The following is a 19,495-nucleotide window of genomic DNA, read 5'->3' as shown; positions in this document are numbered from 1 at the left end:
GCCGCTCGCCTCCTCCTCCGGTATGACACCGCCCCCGAGACGGCCCTGGCCGCCGGGGCCGCGCGGGCGGGCCGGGGGAGGGGAGTCGAATTCGCGTCATTCCGCTACGCACAGTTCGGCTGACCGGTATGCCTGCCAACCGCCTCCGGCATGTGCCGCAGCCGTTTGGGGTCGGACTGACGCCCCCTCAAGCGCCAATAAAATAAGACAACATCGGCCATCGTTCCGCCGGGTGGGGGAGCCGTCCCGATAGGCTCTTCGGGCGAACGTAGGAACCGCGCGACCAGCCCGGATGGTGGAATGCAGACACGGCGAGCTTAAACCTCGCTGGCCCTAGGGCCGTGCCGGTTCAAGTCCGGCTCCGGGCACCTCTCACCCCCTCCGGGGAGGGGTGGAAGAACCGATAATTCGGTGCACAGAACGACCGTGGAACGATCGCGGAACGACTACGGGACGGTCGGCGCGGCCGGATTACCGGCGAATGAGTGACGCGTGGGTAAACAGTTCCCGCACGTGCCGGCGGGGCTGCCCTCGCCCCGCGTCCCACTCCCGCCCCGGACACCCCGCCCGGCCCGCCGCGGCTCCCGGCCGATGCCTCTCCGGTGTCTCCCGTTGGCTCTCGTGGCACTCTTGTGACCGCGGGGCCTCTGGTGTACGCCTCGCATGGCGAGGAAAGATCCTCCCAGAGCACTAGGGTGATTGTTTTGCTTTCCCATTACCCTTGACGTCAAGGCCGCGCTCGGCGGCCATGGAGGAGTGAGATGAGGAGCAGCAACCCGGTCTTCTCGCGACGGGGGTTCAGCCGCGACAACGGCTACGCGGGCTTCAACACCGCGCCGCAGGCCGGGGGCAACCCGTACGCGCAGGCACCGACGAGCCCGTCCGCGACGAACCCGTACGCGACGAACCCTTACGCCCAGCAGGACACGCAGTACGGCGCCCCCCAGGCCCCGGCCCGCGGCAACGTGATGACGATGGACGACGTCGTCTCGCGGACCGCGATCACGCTGGGCACGGTGGCCGTCGCCGCGGTGCTCGCCTGGACGCTGCTGCCGGTCTCGTCGAGCAGCTACGGCCTCGCGATCGGCTCCGCGCTGGTCGCGTTCGTCCTCGCCATGATCCAGTCGTTCAAGGCGAAGGCCGTCCCCGCGCTGATCATCGGCTACGCGGCGTTCGAGGGCGTCTTCCTCGGCGTGATCAGCGAGATGTTCAACGAGCGCTGGTCGGGCGCGCCCTTCCAGGCGGTCCTGGGCACCCTGGCGGTCTCCGGCGCGACGCTGTTCGCGTACAAGCAGCGCTGGATCCGCGTGACCGCGCGGTACGCCCGTATCGGTATGACCATCGCGATCGCCTTCGTCCTCGTGACGATGGTGAACCTGCTGGTGGTCGCCTTCGGCGGCGCCGACGGCGGCGGTCTGCGCAGCTTCGGCCCGCTCGGCTTCGCGGTCGGTGTGCTGGCCATCCTGATCGGCTGCTTCTTCCTGACGCTCGACTTCAAGCAGATCGAGGACGGCATCACCTACGGCGCCCCGCGCGAGGAGTCGTGGCTGGCGGCCTTCGGCCTGACCATGTCGCTGGTCTGGATCTACCTGGAGATGCTGCGACTGGTGGCGATCCTCCAGGGCGACGACTGACGCCCGTAGCGCAGTGAGGAGGGGCCCGTCCGGCAGCAGCCGGGCGGGCCCCTCCGCGTTGTGCTGCGCCCCGCCGGGGGTCGGATCGGCGGGGCGGAGCGCAAGGGTTCCTTCCTAGAGCAGGCGGCGCGCGGCCCGCCTCAGGTCGTACTCATGGATGATCGCCTTGGCGTGACCGTAGGCGAGATCGTGCTCGCTCCGGAGCCAGCTGACCTTCTCCTCGAAACGTACGAGGGAAGGGCCTTCGTCGACGGTGCGAAGCCAGTCGGAGACTTCACGACCGGTGCAATGGGGGATGCGGGAGAGCAGGTTGCGATGGGTTTCTTCGAAGAAGACTTGGGACATCGGCGCCTCCGGACGCATTGCGCTGGGGGTCCCCCCTGCTCGGGCGGAGCCGAGAACCCGGGGGGAAGTCCTTCACGTCACCGTGCCTGAGCGTTCGCGTATTGGCAACAGTCCCGGGGCGGCGCGTAGGGTCGCGGCGTGCTTGATGTCACCCCGCTCCTCGCCGCCGTGGACCGCTTCGCCGACCGCCTGCGGGCAGCCCCCGAAAGCCGCCTGCGCCGCGGCGCCGCCGCCGAAGCCCTGTCCCTGGCCAGGGAATTGTCGACCCGCTCCCAACTCGCCGAGACCCCCGACGCCGAGCCGCGAGTGATGCCGGACGCGGGCGCCTTCGCGGTCGCGGACCAAGTGGCGGTGGCGGGCCGCGATTTGGCCGAGGCGCTACGGACGGGGGCGGCGCCGGCCGGGGGCCTGGAGGAGGCGGTGGGGCTGGTGGAGGGGGCGATGGGGCGGGCGTTCGGGTAGGTGCATGGTGGGCGCTGTCGCCCAGTCCCGGAACCCGTCCCTGCGCGCCGGGGCGCGGGTCCAGCACTTCAGGGCTTCCTGATCACCCGCGTCGCGGACAGTTCGTACGTGATCTCCGAGTCGAGGACCCGGAAGCGGACGGGTTGCCCGGCGACGAGGGCCCCGGCCGCCATCCGCTGCTCCGTCTCGTCGTCGCGCCACGCCATGAGCTGCGCGGAGGCCGCCGAACCCGGCTCCAGGCGCCAGACGAGCAGCGATGCCTGGGCGCGGAGCCACGAGGCGGCCAGGGCCGGGGACGGGGTGCACGTGGCCCCCAGGGCCGTCTCCTCGTGCGGCCCGGCGTCGACAGGGGTGGCCGTGACCCTGCACCGGTACTCGACGACAACGACCCGGCGGGCGTCGCTTCTCGTGTCCACGTCGGGCAGCTCCATTCTTCGACGGCGTCTCCTGCCTCTACGCAACCGCACGACCACGCACGGCGGTACCGTTGCGCTAGCGCGGCGGTTTTAAAGCGTTTAACGGGCGGACGAGCGCCGGGAGTTGAGCGATCATGGCGAGCGAGCCGAACCAGCACCTGCGACGGCTGTTCGCGGAGAGCGGCTGGACTCTGAGCCAGTGTGCCAGGGCTGTGAATCAGGTGGGCGGGGAAACCGGTACGGCCCTGCGGTACAACGCGTCCGCCGTCCACCACTGGCTAGGCGGGACGACTCCCCGGGCCGACGTGCGGAGGGTCATCCTTGAGGCGTTCTCCCGCCGCCTCCATCGTCCGGTGACCCCCGCCGACGCCGGATTCGCGGCTCCAGCCGGTCAGCCCGACTCTCTGCCGGATACGGTGGCGGGGCTGATCGAACTGGGGAAGGACGACATGGACCCGTCACGCCGCAGCGTCCTCGGCGTCGGGCTCTTCTCCGTCGCGCTCACGGTCCCCGGCTGGCCGGACGTGGTGAGCCGTTCCGAGGCGATTCAGACAGGGAAGATCAAGCGCATCGGCATGACCGACGTCGACATGGTCGTGGCGATGACCGAGCGCGTATCCGACTTGGACGACGAGTTCGGCGGGCGGTACGCGCGTCCGATGGCCGCCGCCTTCCTGGTCAACATCGTGGCACCCGGTCTGTGTGCCGACGGCCCCGAGGCGGTGAAGGACGCGATGCGGTCAGCCGCTTCGGACCTCTGCTACCTGACCGGCTACATGGCCGTCGACGAGGGGCTCCACGGACTGGCGCAGGGCTACTACCTCAAGGCTCTGGAGCTCGCCGGTGCGGCGAAGGACCACCTGACGTACTGCACCACGCTGCGCGGAATGAGCGTGCAGGCAGTTGACCTGGGGCACGGCCGGACGGCCATGCGGCTCGCCGACTCGGCAGCGGCGGCGTCTCCCCAGGCAGGTCCACGGATGCGGGCCTTCCTCGCGGGCCAGCAGGCCCACGCCGCAGCGCAGATCGGTGACCGCCACGCCGCGCTGACGTACTTGCGTGAGGCCGAGGCGGCCATGGACAAGGCCGAGTCGCGGGCCACCACGTTCGCGTCGTACAACCCCTCGTCCCTCGCGTACCACGTGGGGCAGGTCAGGTACGAGCTCGGAGACGTGAAGGGTTCCATCGCGGCGCTGGAGGAGTCCGACAAGCTCCGCCACCACACATTCCGCCGCAACCGCGTGCGCTACCTGTCCATGATGGCCGAACGCCAACTGGAGCTGGGCCACCTGGAGGCGGCCTGCGACACATGGGGGCAGGTCGTGGAGATCTACCCCCACGTTCAATCTGGGCAGTGCGACCAACGCGTCACGACGATGTACGAGCGCATCCGGCCCTACCTCAAGAACCAGCATGCTCGCGCTCTGTACGAGCGTGCGCGGCTCGTCTCGCAGACGCCTACAGCGAAGCGATGACCCGGTCCGCCAGGATGTACACGCTCTCCTCGCCGCACGAGAACGTCAGCGCGTACGCGCCGGAGATGCCCGAGCCGCCGAGCAGCACCGGGGTGTCGCCCTCGCGCAGGGCCTCGGCGAGGCGTTCGGAGGTCTCGCGGTGGCCGGGGGTCATGCACAGCGTGGTGCCGTCGGCGAAGACGTAGACGTCGAGGGTGCCGAGCGGGCCGGGGCGTACGTCCGCGAGCGCCGTGCGGGCCTCGGCCAGCTGCTCCAGGCGCGAGACCGTGGACTCGTGGTCGGCCACGACCGACGTCTGGACCGGGACGAAGTCGGGGTGCGAGGGGTGGCGGCGGCGGGCGGCGGCCAGCTCCGGGGAGTCCTCGGGGAACTCCTCGTACGGCTCGGCGCCCAGCTCCACGCCCTCCAGACCGGCGAAGTCGGCCTGCCGGGGGAGGAACAGGGAGGCGTCGTCCCCGAGGCCCGGGAGGCCGCCCAGGAGCGACGGGGCGTCCGCCGCGTCGCGGGCCTCCTGCGCGGCCCAGAACGCCCGCGCCTCGGCGAGCTCGCGCTCGCGCTCCTCGGCGAGCGCCTCGGCGACGGCCGCGCGTATCTCGGCGACGGGCGTTTCCGCGCCGCGCGCCTGGTGGGGCACGGTGGCGGACCGGCCGGCGTTCGTGGCCGCGAGGTCGGCGCGCAGCGCCACGACCTGCTTGCGCAGCCCGTGGGCGGCGTGCAGGGCAGCGGCGCCCACGGCCGTGGCAGCGGCCGTGGTCAGCAGCAGGGCAAGAGACATGGCGCTCACTGACTTACTCCCGGATTCAAACGATTCCCCGACTTCCTACATCAGCTTGTCGGGCGTCCGCTCCCCTTGTCAGTGCATTACGTCACGAAACGGACAGGTCTTTGTGCCTGAGGTTTATCCCTGTGACCCCTGAAAACGCTGTGACCTGCGGGAACGTCTCTCCCCCGGGATGTACGTCACATCCTGGGGGAGATTGGGTCACGAACCGGACGCGGCGGGGTTGAGTCGGGCCGAAACGGGGTTGAAAGGGGTCACTCCGACGTCACCTCGACGTCACTCCGATGTCGCCCCGCCCGGGCATCCGACATGCCCCCTGCCGCAGCGTAGGGCGTCGTCAGCTCAGCCGCTCGATGACCATGGCCATGCCCTGGCCGCCGCCCACGCACATCGTCTCCAGGCCGAACTGCTTGTCGTGGAACTGGAGGGAGTTGATGAGCGTGCCGGTGATGCGGGCGCCCGTCATGCCGAAGGGGTGGCCGACGGCGATGCCGCCGCCGTTGACGTTCAGCTTGTCGAGCGGGATCTCCAGGTCGCGGTACGAGGGGATCACCTGGGCGGCGAAGGCCTCGTTGATCTCGAAGAGGTCGATGTCGCCGACGGTGAGGCCCGCGCGCTTGAGGGCCTGCTTCGACGCCTCCACCGGGCCGAGGCCCATGATCTCGGGCGAGAGGCCCGTCACGCCGGTCGAGACGATCCGCGCGAGCGGGGTGAGGCCGAGCTCGCGGGCCTTGGTGTCGCTCATGATGACGAGCGCCGCGGCGCCGTCGTTGAGCGGGCAGCAGTTGGCGGCGGTGACCAGGCCGTCGGGGCGGAAGACGGGCTTGAGGCCCTGGACGCCCTCCAGGGTGACGCCGGCGCGCGGGCCGTCGTCCGTGGCGACGACCGTGCCGTCCGGGGTCGTCACCGGGGTGATCTCGCGCGCCCAGAAGCCGTTCTTGATGGCTTCCTCGGCGAGGTTCTGGGACCGTACGCCGAACTCGTCCATGTCCGCGCGCGTGACGCCCTTGACGCGCGCCAGGTTCTCGGCGGTCTGGCCCATCGCGATGTACGCGTCGGGGACCAGGCCGTCCTCGCGCGGGTCGTGCCAGGAGGCGCCGGCGGACTCCGCGACGGCGGCCGTACGGGCCTCGGCGTCGGCGAAGAACGGGTTGTGGGTGTCGGGCAGCCCGTCGGAGGAGCCCTTGACCGAGCGGGAGACCATCTCGACGCCGGCCGAGATGAAGACGTCGCCCTCGCCCGCCTTGATGGCGTGCAGCGCCATCCGGGAGGTCTGGAGCGAGGAGGAGCAGTAGCGGGTGATCGTGCAGCCCGGCAGGTGGTCCATGCCCATCTGCACGGCCACGATGCGGCCCAGGTTGTGGCCCTGCTCGCCGCCGGGGAGGCCGCAGCCGAGCATCAGGTCGTCGATGTCACGCGGGTCGAGCTCGGGGATCTTGGCGAGCGCGGCCTGAATGATGGTGGCGGTGAGGTCGTCCGGCCGCAGGTCCTTCAGCGAGCCCTTGAAGGCGCGGCCGATGGGGGAACGAGCAGTGGAAACGATCACGGCTTCGGGCATCACGGGCTCCATGGGGGCGGCGGGACGGGCTCAGAGACCTCGGGGACTCTCTGGGAAGTTACCCGTACGTACGGAATTGGTCATCGGGAGGCGCGTGTGATGCGGGCCTCTTTTCTAAGCGGGCGCTCAGTGACCGCCCCGCGCCGCGCCACGGGAAAGCGTGCCGCCCCATGGCAAAGGGGGCGCCCCACCCCGAAAGGTGCGGCGCCCCCTCGACAGGCCGGGACTACTTCGCCGCGTCCTTCGCCAGGAACGCCAGCAGGTCCTGACGGCTGACCACGCCCGTGGGCTTGCCCTCCACCAGAACGATCGCGGCGTCCGCCTCGCCGAGGACCGCCATCAGCTCCGCGACCGGCTCGCCCGAGCCGACCTGCGGCAGGGGCGCGCTCATGTGCTTCTCCAGCGGGTCGGAGAGCGAGGCGCGCTGGGCGAACAGGGCCGCCAGGAGCTCCTTCTCCACCACCGAGCCGATGACCTCGGCGGCCATCACGTCGGGGTGGCCCGCGCCGGGCTTGACGATCGGCATCTGCGAGACGCCGTACTCGCGCAGCACCTCGATCGCCTCCCCGACCGTCTCCTCCGGGTGCATGTGGACGAGCGACGGCATGGCGCCCTCCTTGTCGGCGAGGACGGCGCCGATGCGGGCGGCGGGGCCCGCCTCCTCCAGGAAGCCGTGCCCGGCCATCCACTCGTCGGAGAAGATCTTGCTCAGGTAGCCGCGGCCGGAGTCGGGGAGGAGGACGACGACCACGTCGTCCGGCCCGAGGCCCTCGGCGACGCGCAGCGCCGCCACCACCGCCATGCCGCAGGAGCCGCCCACCAGGAGGCCCTCCTCCTTGGCGAGGCGGCGGGTCATCTGGAACGAGTCCTTGTCCGAGACCGCGACGATCTCGTCCGTGACCTCACGGTCGTACGCCGTCGGCCAGAAGTCCTCGCCCACGCCCTCGACCAGGTACGGACGGCCGGAGCCGCCGCTGTAGACCGAGCCCTCGGGGTCCGCGCCGACGACCCGCACGGACCCGCCGGAGATCTCCTTGAGGTACTTGCCGGTGCCGGAGATCGTGCCGCCGGTGCCGACGCCCGCCACGAAGTGCGTGATCTTCCCGTCCGTCTGCTCCCACAGCTCGGGACCGGTGGTCTCGTAGTGCGAGCGCGGGTTGTTCGGGTTGCTGTACTGGTCCGGCTTCCAGGCGCCGGGCGTCTCGCGCACCAGGCGGTCCGAGACGTTGTAGTACGAGTCCGGGTGCTCCGGGTCGACCGCCGTCGGGCAGACGACGACCTCGGCCCCGTACGCGCGCAGGACGTTGATCTTGTCGAGCGACACCTTGTCCGGGCAGACGAAGATGCACTTGTAGCCCTTCCGCTGGGCCACGATCGCGAGACCGACACCCGTGTTGCCCGAGGTGGGCTCCACGATCGTGCCGCCCGGCTTGAGCGCACCGCTCTGCTCCGCCGCTTCGATCATGCGCACGGCGATCCGGTCCTTGACCGAGCCGCCGGGGTTGAAGTACTCGACCTTGGCCAGGACGGTCGCCTGGATTCCCGCGGTCACACTGTTGAGCTTCACCAGCGGGGTATTGCCGACGAGGCTGATCATCGAGTCGTGGAATTGCACCGTTGTCTCCGGGGTCTCCGTGATGGTGCCGCCAGCGTATGCGCAGAGCGAGCGCCCGTTCACCTCACAGCGGGATTGAGCGACACCTGTCACCGGGCAGGTAGCTGATGTACGGCTCCAAGGAGGTGGCGGTGGCTGGGAGTGTGTCGACCGTTTCGGCCGGGATGTCGGCCGGATCGAGGGCGCGGGTGGCGCGCCGGATCGCGGCGGGCGCGGCGTTCGGCGGCGGCGGGATCGGCCTGATCGGGGCGGCCGCCGTCGGCGTGCTGATCGCGGAGGCGGCGCTGGCCAGGCGGTCGGTGGGCGGCGCCACCGCCCCGCACCCGCCGAGCGCCGACGGGCTGTACGGGGTGGCCTTCGCCAACGGCACACCCCCGCTGCGCATGGGCATCCTGGGCGACTCCACGGCCGCCGGGCAGGGCGTGCGGCGGGCCGGGCAGACCCCGGGCGCACTGCTCGCCTCGGGGCTCGCGGCGGTGGCCGAGCAGATGGTCACGCTGCGGAACGTGGCGCAGCCGGGCGCCCAGTCGGACGACCTGGACCGCCAGGTCTCGCAGATGCTGGCGGACCCGGTCCGGATCCCCGACGTCTGCGTGATCATGATCGGCGCGAACGACGTCACCCACCGGATGCCGCCCACCACGTCGGTGCGCCATCTGGCGGGTGCGGTGCGGCGGCTGCGGACGGCGGGCGCCGAGGTGGTCGTCGGCACCTGCCCCGACCTCGGCTCGGTCGAGCCGGTCTACCAGCCGCTGCGCTGGCTGGCCCGGCGGGCCTCGCGCCAGCTCGCGGCCGCGCAGACGATCGTGGTGGTCGAGCAGGGCGGGCGGACGGTCTCGCTCGGCCATCTGCTCGGCCCCGAGTTCGAGGCGAACCCGCGCGAGCTGTTCGGGCCGGACAACTACCACCCGTCGGCCGAGGGGTACGCGACGGCCGCGATGGCCGTACTGCCCACGCTCTGCGCCTCGCTCGGGCTGTGGCCGGACGCCGACCGGCTCGACGCGGACCGCGACGAGGACATCCTGCCGGTCGCCAAGGCGGCGGCGGAGGCGGCCGCGGAGCCCGGTACCGAGGTCAGCGGGGCCCGAGCGCCCTGGGCACTGCTCAAGCACCGCCGCCGGCGGCGGCTGACCGCGACCGAGCCGTCCACCGCCCACCCGGCGCACCCGGCCCACCCCTGACCGCCGTACGCCCCGCGGCAGTTGACGGTCCGTCGTGTTGGTCGCGGAACTGGTACGAGCGCGACATGTCCGCGCAGCACCCGCTTAACACAAGTGCGGCACATTGGTGGATGTCGGCGGGGGAGACCCGGCCGGCACCACCAGCGGCGTCAAGGAACTCCGGAGCGGCTCCCGGACCTCCCGGACGCCCAGGACGCGGCGACCGGCCCTGACCCGGGACCCCGTCCCACGCGGGGACCGCCGTCGTCCCGCCCCCCGGGCGACCGGGGGTGCGGCGGTCCCCGCGCTCAGCTTCCTCAGTCGGTGTCGCCGTCACCACGCTGGCGGCGCGGCCACGGCCACGGGCGGGCGGCGTGCACGGCGTTCACGCCGAAGATGCCGAGCCAGGTGACGAAGAGGCCGCTCAGCCCCGCGTTCACGGCGCCGATCGCGGACAGCGGGATGGCGAGGACCAGCGAGATCATGCCGAACCCGAAGCGCTCAGCGAAACCCATGTCGGGGCTCTGGCCGGCCGGGCGGCCGCCGCGGGCCACCACCATCTGCTGTTCGGCGAGCTGGCGCCGCACCCGGCGGTCGATCGCCGGGTCGAGGCGCTGCTCCACCTTCTCCAGGAACGAGTCGACGAGTGCGGGCTCGTACTCCTCGCCGAGCTCCCTGCGGGCGTGCAGGGTGGCGTCGAGTTCTTTTCTCAGATCGGCGTCGCGGGCTTCCATGCTTCCCCACGGTACGGAGTGGACCGCGCGGGCGCAGTGGGGATAGCCCCCGTACTTGCCCGTCTGCATATGGTCATGCAGAGTTCTGGGCGACTGAATATCGTGGAGATCCGGGCGTGAGGAAGGGGGACGGCATGAGCGACGGTCCTGCCGCGCGGCTGCAACAGCTCTTCGAGGGGCGTCGGCTGACACCGACCCAGCGGCGGATCGCCCACTCCATGGTGCGCAGGGCCGCCGATGTGCCGTTCCTGTCGAGCGTGGAGCTGGCCGAGCTGGCCGGGGTGAGCCAGCCGTCGGTGACGCGCTTCGCGGTCGCCCTGGGCTTCGACGGGTACCCGGCGCTCCGCCGCCATCTGCGCGAGGTGGTGCCCGCGTCCTCGCCCGAGGAGGGCGAGGATGAGTACAACGAGTACCAGCAGGCGGTCCAGGCCGAGATCGAGAACCTGCGCCATCTGGCGGGCCTGCTCGCCGACCCGGCGCCGGTCGAGGAGGCCGGACGGCTGCTCGCCGCCTCCCGGCCGCTCCCGGTGCTCGGCCTGCGGGCGGCCTCCTCCCAGGCGCGCGGCTTCGCCTACTTCGCCGCCAAGGTCCACCCCGACGTACGGCTGCTCGACGAGGGCGGCTCGATGCTGGTGGACCGCATCGACGCGGCGCGCCGGGCGGGGGCGTCGGCGCTGCTGTGCTTCGCGCTGCCGCGCCACCCGAAGGAGGTGGTGGACGCGCTGGCGTACGCGCGCTCCCAGGGCCTCACCGTCGTCACGGTCGCCGACTCCGCGTTCGCCCCGGTGGCCCGCCACAGCGACCTGCTGATCCCGGCGGCGGTCGGCACCGGCCTCGCCTTCGACACGGCCTGCGCCCCGATGCTGCTCGGCCGCGTCCTGCTTGAGGCGATGTGCGACGACCTGCCGGACGCACAGGCGCGCCTGGAGGAGTTCGACGCGGGGGCCGCGGGGCGCGGCTTGTTCGTGGAGTGACCCGTCCACTGCGCGACCAGCCCCCACCGGGCCGCAGGCGAAAGACGCGCTAAAACAGCAGCGCGTCCGGGGTCGCGCCCCCCGACTCCGCCACGATCTCCGCCAGCGCCTGCGGCTCCCGCACCACCGCGAAGCGGACGCCGTCCGCCGACGCGACGAAGCCGTAAACACCCGGCCTGGCAAGGCTGTTGTACGCGTAGTGGTGCGCGAAGTAGTACGCCCCGGTGTCCAGCACCGCCGCATAGTCGCCCTGCTCCAGCCGCGGCAGCATCCGCGCCTCCGCCAGCAGGTCGCCCGCGAAACAGGCGGGACCGGCCACGTCCTGGAGGACGGGCGGACCGGCCTTGGGGCGGCCCTTCGGGCCGTACGCGGCGATCCGCAGCGGCCAGGAGGCCGGCGCGTACACCGTACGGGCGGCGATCTGGACGCCCGCGTGGGTGACCGCGATGGGCCGCCCCCCGGACGTCTTCGCGTACTCCACCCTGGCCAGCACCGTCCCGTGCTTGGCGAGCAGCGAGCGGCCGAACTCGGTCACCAGCGCGTACGAACCGTCGAAGAGGCCGGGCACCCGCTCACTCAGCAGTCGCGCGTACTCCTCGTACGTCGGGCTCTCCTCGTCCGAGGCGAAGTTCACCGGCAGCCCACCGCCGAGGTCGACGGTGTCGATCTGGCGGCGGCCCACGCGCGCGTTGACCTCCTCGGCCAGCTCGTACGCGGCCCGCACCCCCTCGGCCATCAGCGCGAGCGGCACGCCCTGGGAGCCCGCGTGGGTGTGCAGACGGGTGAGCCAGGGGCGGGCCGCGTACGCCTCCACGACCCACTCCCGGGCCCCTTCGTCCCGCAGCCCCACCCCGAACTTCGAGGTCCGCGTCGCCGTCGAGAGCGCGCCGATGGACCCCGCGCCCAGCTGCGGGTTGACCCGCAGGCCCAGCGGCGAGGCGGTCGCGGCGGAGGCGACGAGCGCGTCCAGGCGGGCCAGCTCCTGCGGGTTGTCGGCGTTGACGGCGATGCCCAGGGCGAGGGCCTCGCGCAGCTCGGCGGGGGTCTTGGCGGGGGAGTCCAGGACGGTCAGGGCGGGGCCGATCCCGGCGGCGCGGGCCAGCGCCAGCTCGCCGGGGCTGGCGACCTCCGCGCCGAGCCCCTGGGCCGCGAGCAGCCGCAGCACGGGGACCAGCGGGCACGCCTTGACGGCGAAGGCGTGCAGTACGGGCGCGTCGGTCACGGCCGCGAAGGCCGAGGTCAGCGCGGCCGCGCCGAGCCGGATGCCGGTGACGTCGAGGAGGGCGGCGAGCGGGGCGTCCGGGCCGACGAGCCCCTGCTCCACGGCCGCCCGCACGGCCTGGTCGCGGCGCGCCGCCGCCGGTGTGCCGGTCATGGCATCAGGCTCGGTCATGGAATCAAGCCAAGCACCGGCCGCCCGGCGGCGCAGCCATACGGCCGGATTCCGCGCCCCTTCGCCTTCCCCTTCCTCCTCCTCTTCGCCCTTCTCCCCACCTGGTCTATTGACTAGTTCTATTCAGACCGCCAGGATGTGAATATCTGAGTCACGTCGTGAGGAGGCCTCGCCATGTCAGGACCCCGCCCCGTACGGGCACCGCGCGGTACGGAACTGAGCACCCTGGGCTGGCAGCAGGAAGCCGCCCTCCGGATGCTCCAGAACAACCTCGACCCCGAGGTCGCCGAGCACCCCGACAAGCTCGTCGTCTACGGCGGCACCGGCAAGGCCGCGCGCGACTGGCGCTCGTACGACGCGATGGTCCGCACCCTGCAGACCCTGAAGCAGGACGAGACGATGCTCGTCCAGTCCGGCCGCCCGGTCGGCGTGATGCAGACCCACGAGTGGGCCCCGCGCGTCCTGATCGCCAACTCCAACCTGGTCGGCGACTGGGCGAACTGGGAGGAGTTCCGCCGCCTGGAGGCGCTCGGCCTCACCATGTACGGCCAGATGACGGCCGGTTCGTGGATCTACATCGGCACCCAGGGCATCCTCCAGGGCACCTACGAGACGTTCTCGGCCGTGGCGGCGAAGAAGTTCAACGGCACGCTGGCCGGGACGATCACGCTCACCGCCGGGCTCGGCGGCATGGGCGGCGCGCAGCCGCTCGCCGTGACGATGAACGACGGCGTCGCGATCTGTATCGACGTGGACCCGCGCGCCATCGAGCGCCGCATCGAGCACCGCTACCTGGACGTGAAGGCCGACAACCTGCGGCACGCGCTGGAGCTGGCGGTCGAGGCGCGCGACGCCCGCAAGCCGCTCTCCATCGGCCTGCTCGGCAACGCGGCCGAGCTGCTGCCGCAGATGCTGGCCGAGGGCGCCCCCATCGACATCGTGACCGACCAGACCTCGGCCCACGACCCGCTGGCGTACCTGCCGATCGGCGTCGACTTCGACGACATGGCCTCGTACGCGGCGAAGGACCCGGCGGGCTTCACGACCCGGGCGCGCGAGTCGATGGCCAAGCACGTCGAGGCGATGGTCGGCTTCATGGACGCGGGCGCCGAGGTCTTCGACTACGGCAACTCCATCCGCGGCGAGGCCCAGCTGGCCGGGTACGACCGGGCGTTCGCCTTCCCCGGCTTCGTCCCCGCGTACATCCGCCCGCTCTTCTGCGAGGGCAAGGGCCCCTTCCGCTGGGCGGCGCTGTCGGGCGAGGCGTCGGACATCGCGAAGACGGACAAGGCGATCCTGGAGCTGTTCCCGGAGAACGAGTCCCTGCACCGCTGGATCAAGCTGGCGGGCGAGCGCGTCCACTTCCAGGGCCTGCCCGCGCGTATCTGCTGGCTCGGCTACGGCGAGCGCGACAAGGCGGGCGAGCGCTTCAACGACATGGTCGCCTCCGGCGAGCTGGCGGCCCCCCTCGCCATCGGCCGCGACCACCTCGACTGCGGCTCGGTGGCCTCCCCGTACCGCGAGACCGAGGCGATGCTCGACGGCTCCGACGCGATCGCGGACTGGCCGCTCCTGAACGCGATGGTGAACGTGGCGTCCGGCGCGTCCTGGGTCTCCCTGCACCACGGCGGCGGCGTCGGCATGGGCCGCTCCATCCACGCGGGCCAGGTCACGGTGGCGGACGGCACGGCGCTGGCGGGCGAGAAGATCCGGCGCGTCCTGACGAACGACCCCGGGATGGGCGTCATCCGGCACGTCGACGCGGGGTACGACATCGCGGAGTCGGTCGCGGACGAGCGTGGGGTTCGCGTACCCATGCGGGAGGGCGAGTGAGTAATCCAGCCTCTCCGGCGTTCGAGGAGCGGGGTCCGGGGCGGAGCCCCGTGGCGGGGTCCGGGGGCCCTGCCCCCGAAGCTCCGCAGGATTTCGGGAAGGGGCGGGGTGGGGGATTCACCCCCCCGACGTTCCAGCGGATGTGGGCTGACCTCCGCCCCATCGGGCGCCACCCCGAATCCGGTGGCTACCGCCGCCACGCCTGGACCGAGGCCGACGCCGAGTGCCGAGTCTGGTTCGCGGCGCAGGCCGAGGCGCGGGGGCTGTTCTACGAGCTCGACCGGAACGGGAACCAGTGGGCCTGGGCCGGGGATCCGAAGGCCGGGGACGCCGTCGTCACCGGGTCGCACCTGGACTCCGTACCCGACGGCGGGGCCTTCGACGGCCCCCTCGGCGTCGTGTCGTCGTTCGCCGCGTTCGACGAGCTCCGCCGGCGCGGGGCCGTCCTCACCCGGCCGCTCGCGATCGTCAACTTCGGCGACGAGGAGGGCGCCCGCTTCGGGCTCGCCTGCGTCGGCTCCCGGCTCGCCGCCGGGCAGCTGACCGTGGAGGCCGCGCACCGGCTGCGGGACGGCGACGGCATCAGCCTGCCCCGGGCCATGGAAGAGGCCGGTTACGACCCGGACGCCATCGGGCCCGACCCCGAACGGCTCGCCCGTATCGGCGCGTTCGTCGAGCTGCACGTGGAACAGGGCCGCGCCCTCGACCTCAGCGGCGACGCCGTCGGCATCGCCTCGGCGATCTGGCCGCACGGGCGCTGGCGGTTCGACTTCGCCGGGGAGGCCAACCACGCGGGCACCACCCGCCTGGTGGACCGGCGCGACCCGATGCTCACGTACGCCGAGACGGTCCTCGCCGCCCGCCGCGAGGCCGAACTCGCGGGCGCGGTCGCCACCTTCGGCAAGATCTCCTGCGAGCCCAACGGCGTCAACGCCATCCCGTCGCTGGTGCGCGGCTGGCTGGACTCGCGCGCCGCCGACCAGGCGACGCTGGACACGGTTGTCGCGGCGATCGAGACGGCCGCCCGGGACCGTGCCTCCCGCGACGGGGTGGACCTGACCGTCGTACGGGAGTCGTTCACGCCCGTCGTCGAGTTCGGGCACGCCCTGCGCGACGAGCTGGCGAAGATCCTCGGCGGGCACACCCCCGTCCTCGGCACCGGCGCCGGACACGACGCCGGGATCCTCTCCGGGACGGTCCCGACCGCCATGCTGTTCGTACGCAACCCCACCGGCGTCTCGCACTCCCCGGCCGAGTTCGCCGGCGAGGACGACTGCGTGGCCGGGGTGCTCGCACTCGCCGATGTTCTGGAGGGCCTGGCGTGCAGGTGACGTCGTACTGGCTGGAGCACGCCTGGCTCGACCCCGTGGTGGAGCCGGGCGTGCTGGTGGAGGTGGCGGACGGCCGGATCTCCGCCGTCCGCAAGGGAGTCCGGACGCCGCCCCCCGGCGCCGTCGCCCTGCGCGGGCTCACCCTGCCCGGCCTCGCCAACGCCCACTCGCACGCCTTCCACCGGGCCCTGCGCGGCACGGTCCAGGTCGGCTCGGGCACGTTCTGGACGTGGCGCGAGACGATGTACGCGGTCGCGGCGCGGCTCACGCCCGAGTCGTACCACGCGCTGGCGCGGGCCGTGTACGCGGAGATGGCGCTCGCCGGGATCACGGCGGTGGGCGAGTTCCACTACCTCCACCACGCGCCGGGCGGCACGCCGTACGCCGACCCGAACGCGATGGGCGAGGCGCTGATCGCGGCCGCCGCGGACGCCGGGATCCGGATCACACTGCTCGACACGGCGTATCTGTCCTCCGGCTTCGGCGAGCCGCCGAACGTGCACCAGCTGCGGTTCTCCGACGGCACGGCGCAGGCGTGGGCCGAGCGGGCGGCTCTGCTCAAGCCGCGCGACGGCGTACGGATCGGAGCGGCGATCCACTCCGTACGGGCGGTGCCGGCGGACCAGTTGCGTACGGTCGCGGCGTGGGCCGAGGAGCGGGAGGCCCCCCTCCACGTCCACCTCTCCGAGCAGATCGCGGAGAACGAGGCGTGCCTGGCCGCGCACGGCTGCACGCCGACGCGGCTGCTCGCGGACCACGGCGTGCTGGGCCCCCGTACGACGGGCGTCCACAACACCCACCTGACCGACGAGGACATCGCGCTGCTCGGCGGGTCGGGGACGGGCACGTGCATGTGCCCGACGACGGAGCGCGACCTGGCGGACGGCATCGGCCCGGCGGTCGCCCTCCAGCGCGCCGGATCCCCGCTCTCCCTCGGCAGCGACAGCCACGCCGTGGTCGACCTCCTGGAGGAGGCGCGGGCGATGGAGCTCGACGAGCGGCTCCGTACGCGGACGCGGGGGCACTGGACGGCGGCGGCGCTGCTGCGCGCGGCGTCCGCCGACGGCCACGCGGCCCTGGGCTGGCCCGACGCGGGCCGCATCGCCCCGGGCGCCCACGCCGACCTGGCGACGGTGTCGCTCACGTCGCCGCGCACGGCCGGGCCCCTGCCGCGCCTCGCCGCCGAGACGGCGGTGTTCGCGGCGTCGGCGGCGGATGTGCGGGATGTGGTGGTGGGGGGTCGGCGTGTGGTGCGGGACGGGGTGCATGTGGGGGTGCCGGACGTGGGGGCGGCGCTGGGCGCGGCGATCGCGTCCCTACGGGAGTAGCCCCCACCCCGCCCGTTCCCTAAACCCTCCGGGGGTGGGGGAGGGGGAAGGTGGGTTTCCCGGGGGCTGCGCCCCCGGACCCCGTTGCGGGGCCTGCGGCCCCTGCACCCCGCTTTCGGGGCTCCGCCCCGGACCCCGCTCCTCAAACGCCGGAGGGGCTGAATTCGCCCGGGCCCCGCTCCCGTGCACGCCGGAGGGGCTGGATGTGCGGCCCCGCTCCTTGCACGCTGGAGGAGCTGGAGTTACCTAAGGGGCGCGGGGAACTGCGCGACCAGCCCCCACCGGCCCGCAGACAAACCTCGCCCCCGACAGGAGCCCGCACTCATGACCACCACCCTCCTCACCAACATCTCCACCCTCGTCACCAACGACCCCACCCTCGGCCCCACCCCCCTCGGCCTCATCGAGAACGCCGCCGTGGTGATCGACGGCGACACCATCGCCTGGGTGGGCAGGCAGGACGCCGCGCCCCCCGCCGACACCACCCACGACGCGCAGGGCCGCGCGGCGATCCCCGGGTTCGTGGACTCCCACTCGCACCTCGTCTTCGCGGGCGACCGCACCCAGGAGTTCAACGCCCGGATGTCGGGGCAGGCGTACAAGGCGGGCGGGATCCGGACCACCGTCGCCGCCACCCGCGCCGCCACCGACGCCGAGCTGGGCGCGAACGTGGCCCGGTACATCGGCGAGGCGCTGCGCCAGGGGACGACCACCTTCGAGACCAAGTCCGGGTACGGCCTCACCGTCGAGGACGAGGCCCGCGCCCTGCGCATCGCCGCCGAGCACACGGACGAAGTGACCTATCTGGGGGCTCATATCGTGGCTCCGGAGTACGCCGAGGACCCCGCCGCCTACGTCGAGCTCGTCACCGGCGAGATGCTCGACGCCTGTGCCCCGTACGCCCGTTGGGTCGACGTCTTCTGCGAGCAGGGGGCGTTCGACGGGGACCAGGCCCGGGCCATCCTCCTCGCGGGCAAGGCCAAGGGGCTCACCCCCCGCGTACACGCCAACCAGCTCTCCTACGGGCCCGGCGTCCAGCTCGCCGTCGAGCTCGACGCGGCCAGCGCCGACCACTGCACCCACCTCACCGACGCCGACGTCGACGCGCTCGCGAGCGGCTCCACCGTCGCCACCCTGCTCCCCGGCGCCGAGTTCTCCACCCGCGCCCAGTGGCCCGACGCCCGGCGGCTGCTCGACGCGGGAGTGACCGTCGCGCTGTCCACGGACTGCAACCCGGGGTCCTCGTTCACGTCCTCGATGCCGTTCTGCGTCGCGCTCGCCGTACGGGACATGAAGATGACCCCCGACGAGGCCGTCTGGGCCGCCACGGCCGGGGGCGCGGCCGCGCTGCGGCGCACCGACGTCGGGCGGATCGCGCCCGGCGCCCGCGCCGACCTCGCGCTGCTCGACGCCCCGAGCCACGTCCACCTCGCCTACCGGCCCGGTGTGCCGCTGATCAGCGACGTCTGGCGTCAGGGCGTCAAGTGCCGGTAGCTCCTGGGGTGGGCCTCCAGGTACTGGGCGAACGACTGCGCCCGGTGCCCGGCCAGCCGGGGCACGGTGTCCGCGACCGTCGCCATCTCCCCGGCGGCGATCGCCTCGTACGAGCTCACCCAGCCGGTGACCTCCCACTCCTCGGCGCCGTACCCGGCCCGTGAGGCGAAGGCCTCCTGCCGGGTCTCCGCCACATAGGTGACCGTCCGGCCCGCCACCCGGCTCAGCTCCGCCGCCACCTCGGTGAGCGTGAGGGCTTCGGGCCCGGTGACGTCGTACGTGACGCCGTCGTGCCCCGTGCCCTCGTCCAGGAGTACGGCCGTCGCCACGTCCGCGATGTCCTCGTGCGCCACGCCCGAGACCCGGCCGTCCCCGGCGGGGCCCCGGATCACCCCGTCCGGGCCCGCCATCGCGGCGAGCCCGGACAGATAGAGGCTGTCCCGCAGGAACGTGTACGCCAGGCCCGTACCCCGGATGTACTGCTCGGTGTGCCAGTGGTCGCGCGCGAAGGTGAACGCGGCGTCGGGGGCGGCGCCGAGGAACGACACGTACACGATGCGGCGCACACCCGCCGCGACGGCCGCGTCCACAGCGATGGTGTGCTCGCGCACGCGGTCGGGGGCCTCGTGCGCCGACACCATCAGCATGCTCCCGGCCCCGGCGAGCGCGTCCCGCATGGCTGGACCGTCCCCGAACGCGGCGGGCGGCGCCTTGACCGCCCCGGGCAGATCGGGCAGCCGGTCCGGGCTGCGCCCGACGAGCCGCGTAGCCACGCCCTTGTCCGCCAGCCGCCGGGCCACCCGCCCGCCGATGGCTCCACTGGCGCCGGTGACGGCGATGACGGGGTGGGTCATGGGAACTCCCTTCCTTAGCTGTGGGCAATCGTGCCGCTGGGGCGGCACGGGTGGGCACAGCGGCACGCTGCGCACGCCGCCAAGTGCAACCCGCCCGGCCCCAGCCCC

General features: G+C 72.6%; 17 protein-coding genes and 1 tRNA gene. 10 read left to right on the top strand and 8 right to left on the bottom strand.

The genetic code is table 11. From position 1 onward, the window contains the following. Positions 1–286 precede the first annotated feature (286 nt). Both OG965_RS18105 and OG965_RS18100 read left to right on the top strand, forming a co-directional pair. Positions 287–368 (top strand) — tRNA-Leu (locus OG965_RS18105). 393 nt (positions 369–761) lie between these two features. After that, the gene (locus OG965_RS18100; RefSeq protein ID WP_371653117.1) at positions 762–1,634 is read left to right on the top strand and encodes a Bax inhibitor-1/YccA family protein; all 873 of its coding nucleotides are present in this window, start codon (positions 762–764) and stop codon (positions 1,632–1,634) included. A 114-nt stretch (positions 1,635–1,748) separates the two neighbouring features. On the opposite strand, the gene OG965_RS18095 is transcribed toward OG965_RS18100, so the two are convergent. Then, the gene (locus tag OG965_RS18095; protein ID WP_371653116.1) at positions 1,749–1,979 is read right to left on the bottom strand and encodes a DUF4287 domain-containing protein; all 231 of its coding nucleotides are present in this window, start codon (positions 1,977–1,979) and stop codon (positions 1,749–1,751) included. 138 nt (positions 1,980–2,117) lie between these two features. On the opposite strand from OG965_RS18095, the gene OG965_RS18090 reads away from it, so the two are divergent. Next, positions 2,118–2,441 carry a hypothetical protein gene (locus OG965_RS18090; protein ID WP_371653115.1) on the top strand — a complete coding sequence of 108 codons (324 nt, stop codon included), beginning with the start codon at positions 2,118–2,120 and terminating at the stop codon, positions 2,439–2,441. Positions 2,442–2,509: 68 nt separating this feature from the next. Here OG965_RS18090 and OG965_RS18085 read toward each other — a convergent pair whose 3' ends face one another. Beyond that, positions 2,510–2,857, bottom strand: a complete 348-nt coding sequence (locus tag OG965_RS18085) for a hypothetical protein (protein WP_371653114.1) — start codon at positions 2,855–2,857, stop codon at positions 2,510–2,512. A gap of 134 nt (positions 2,858–2,991) precedes the next feature. Here OG965_RS18085 and OG965_RS18080 point away from each other — a divergent pair, with 134 nt between their 5' ends. After that, complete coding sequence (locus OG965_RS18080; protein WP_371653113.1) at positions 2,992–4,332, top strand: tol-pal system YbgF family protein; 1,341 nt, start codon at positions 2,992–2,994, stop codon at positions 4,330–4,332. Here the strand turns inward: OG965_RS18080 and OG965_RS18075 are convergent. The 3 genes from OG965_RS18075 to OG965_RS18065 form a co-directional block, all read right to left on the bottom strand. Further along, a complete protein-coding gene (locus OG965_RS18075; protein WP_371656973.1) occupies positions 4,316–5,107 on the bottom strand; it encodes a hypothetical protein in 792 nt (263 codons plus the stop codon). The genes OG965_RS18080 and OG965_RS18075 overlap by 17 nt on opposite strands. A 343-nt stretch (positions 5,108–5,450) precedes the next feature. Continuing rightward, the gene (locus tag OG965_RS18070) at positions 5,451–6,671 is read right to left on the bottom strand and encodes an acetyl-CoA C-acetyltransferase (RefSeq protein ID WP_371653112.1); all 1,221 of its coding nucleotides are present in this window, start codon (positions 6,669–6,671) and stop codon (positions 5,451–5,453) included. A 226-nt stretch (positions 6,672–6,897) separates the two neighbouring features. Then, a complete protein-coding gene (locus OG965_RS18065; protein WP_371653111.1) occupies positions 6,898–8,286 on the bottom strand; it encodes a cystathionine beta-synthase in 1,389 nt (462 codons plus the stop codon). Between the two features lie 188 nt (positions 8,287–8,474). Between OG965_RS18065 and OG965_RS18060 the strand changes: the two genes are divergently transcribed. Next, the gene (locus OG965_RS18060) at positions 8,475–9,467 is read left to right on the top strand and encodes an SGNH/GDSL hydrolase family protein (RefSeq protein WP_371656972.1); all 993 of its coding nucleotides are present in this window, start codon (positions 8,475–8,477) and stop codon (positions 9,465–9,467) included. 296 nt (positions 9,468–9,763) lie between these two features. Here OG965_RS18060 and OG965_RS18055 read toward each other — a convergent pair whose 3' ends face one another. Next, positions 9,764–10,180: a hypothetical protein gene (locus OG965_RS18055; RefSeq protein WP_371653110.1), complete on the bottom strand. Its 417-nt coding sequence runs from the start codon at positions 10,178–10,180 to the stop codon at positions 9,764–9,766. Between the two features lie 134 nt (positions 10,181–10,314). Between OG965_RS18055 and OG965_RS18050 the strand changes: the two genes are divergently transcribed. Beyond that, a complete protein-coding gene (locus tag OG965_RS18050) occupies positions 10,315–11,154 on the top strand; it encodes a MurR/RpiR family transcriptional regulator (protein WP_371653109.1) in 840 nt (279 codons plus the stop codon). Between the two features lie 49 nt (positions 11,155–11,203). On the opposite strand, the gene OG965_RS18045 is transcribed toward OG965_RS18050, so the two are convergent. Next, positions 11,204–12,547 (bottom strand): diaminopimelate decarboxylase, encoded by a 1,344-nt coding sequence (locus tag OG965_RS18045; protein ID WP_371653108.1) that lies wholly within the window; start codon positions 12,545–12,547, stop codon positions 11,204–11,206. 174 nt (positions 12,548–12,721) lie between these two features. On the opposite strand from OG965_RS18045, the gene hutU reads away from it, so the two are divergent. The 4 genes from hutU (at position 12,722) to hutI (ending at position 18,533) form a co-directional block, all read left to right on the top strand. Beyond that, the gene (hutU, locus tag OG965_RS18040) at positions 12,722–14,380 is read left to right on the top strand and encodes a urocanate hydratase (RefSeq protein WP_371653107.1); all 1,659 of its coding nucleotides are present in this window, start codon (positions 12,722–12,724) and stop codon (positions 14,378–14,380) included. A gap of 140 nt (positions 14,381–14,520) precedes the next feature. Further along, complete coding sequence (locus OG965_RS18035; protein ID WP_371653106.1) at positions 14,521–15,711, top strand: allantoate amidohydrolase; 1,191 nt, start codon at positions 14,521–14,523, stop codon at positions 15,709–15,711. Further along, positions 15,702–17,039, top strand: coding sequence for a formimidoylglutamate deiminase (locus tag OG965_RS18030; RefSeq protein ID WP_371653105.1), 1,338 nt, complete (start codon positions 15,702–15,704; stop codon positions 17,037–17,039). Before OG965_RS18035 ends, OG965_RS18030 begins: the two co-directional genes overlap by 10 nt. Before the next feature lie 324 nt (positions 17,040–17,363). After that, complete coding sequence (hutI, locus tag OG965_RS18025) at positions 17,364–18,533, top strand: imidazolonepropionase (RefSeq protein WP_371653104.1); 1,170 nt, start codon at positions 17,364–17,366, stop codon at positions 18,531–18,533. Here hutI and OG965_RS18020 read toward each other — a convergent pair. Beyond that, positions 18,512–19,387 (bottom strand): SDR family oxidoreductase, encoded by an 876-nt coding sequence (locus OG965_RS18020; RefSeq protein ID WP_371653103.1) that lies wholly within the window; start codon positions 19,385–19,387, stop codon positions 18,512–18,514. The two genes, hutI and OG965_RS18020, sit on opposite strands and share 22 nt — an antisense overlap. Positions 19,388–19,495: the final 108 nt, after the last annotated feature.

Origin of the sequence: Streptomyces sp. NBC_00224 (assembly GCF_041435195.1) — a bacterium.
Lineage (GTDB): Bacteria > Actinomycetota > Actinomycetes > Streptomycetales > Streptomycetaceae > Streptomyces.
The sequence above is the reverse complement of the archived record's forward strand: the minus strand, read 5'-3'. Positions and strand labels throughout refer to the sequence as shown.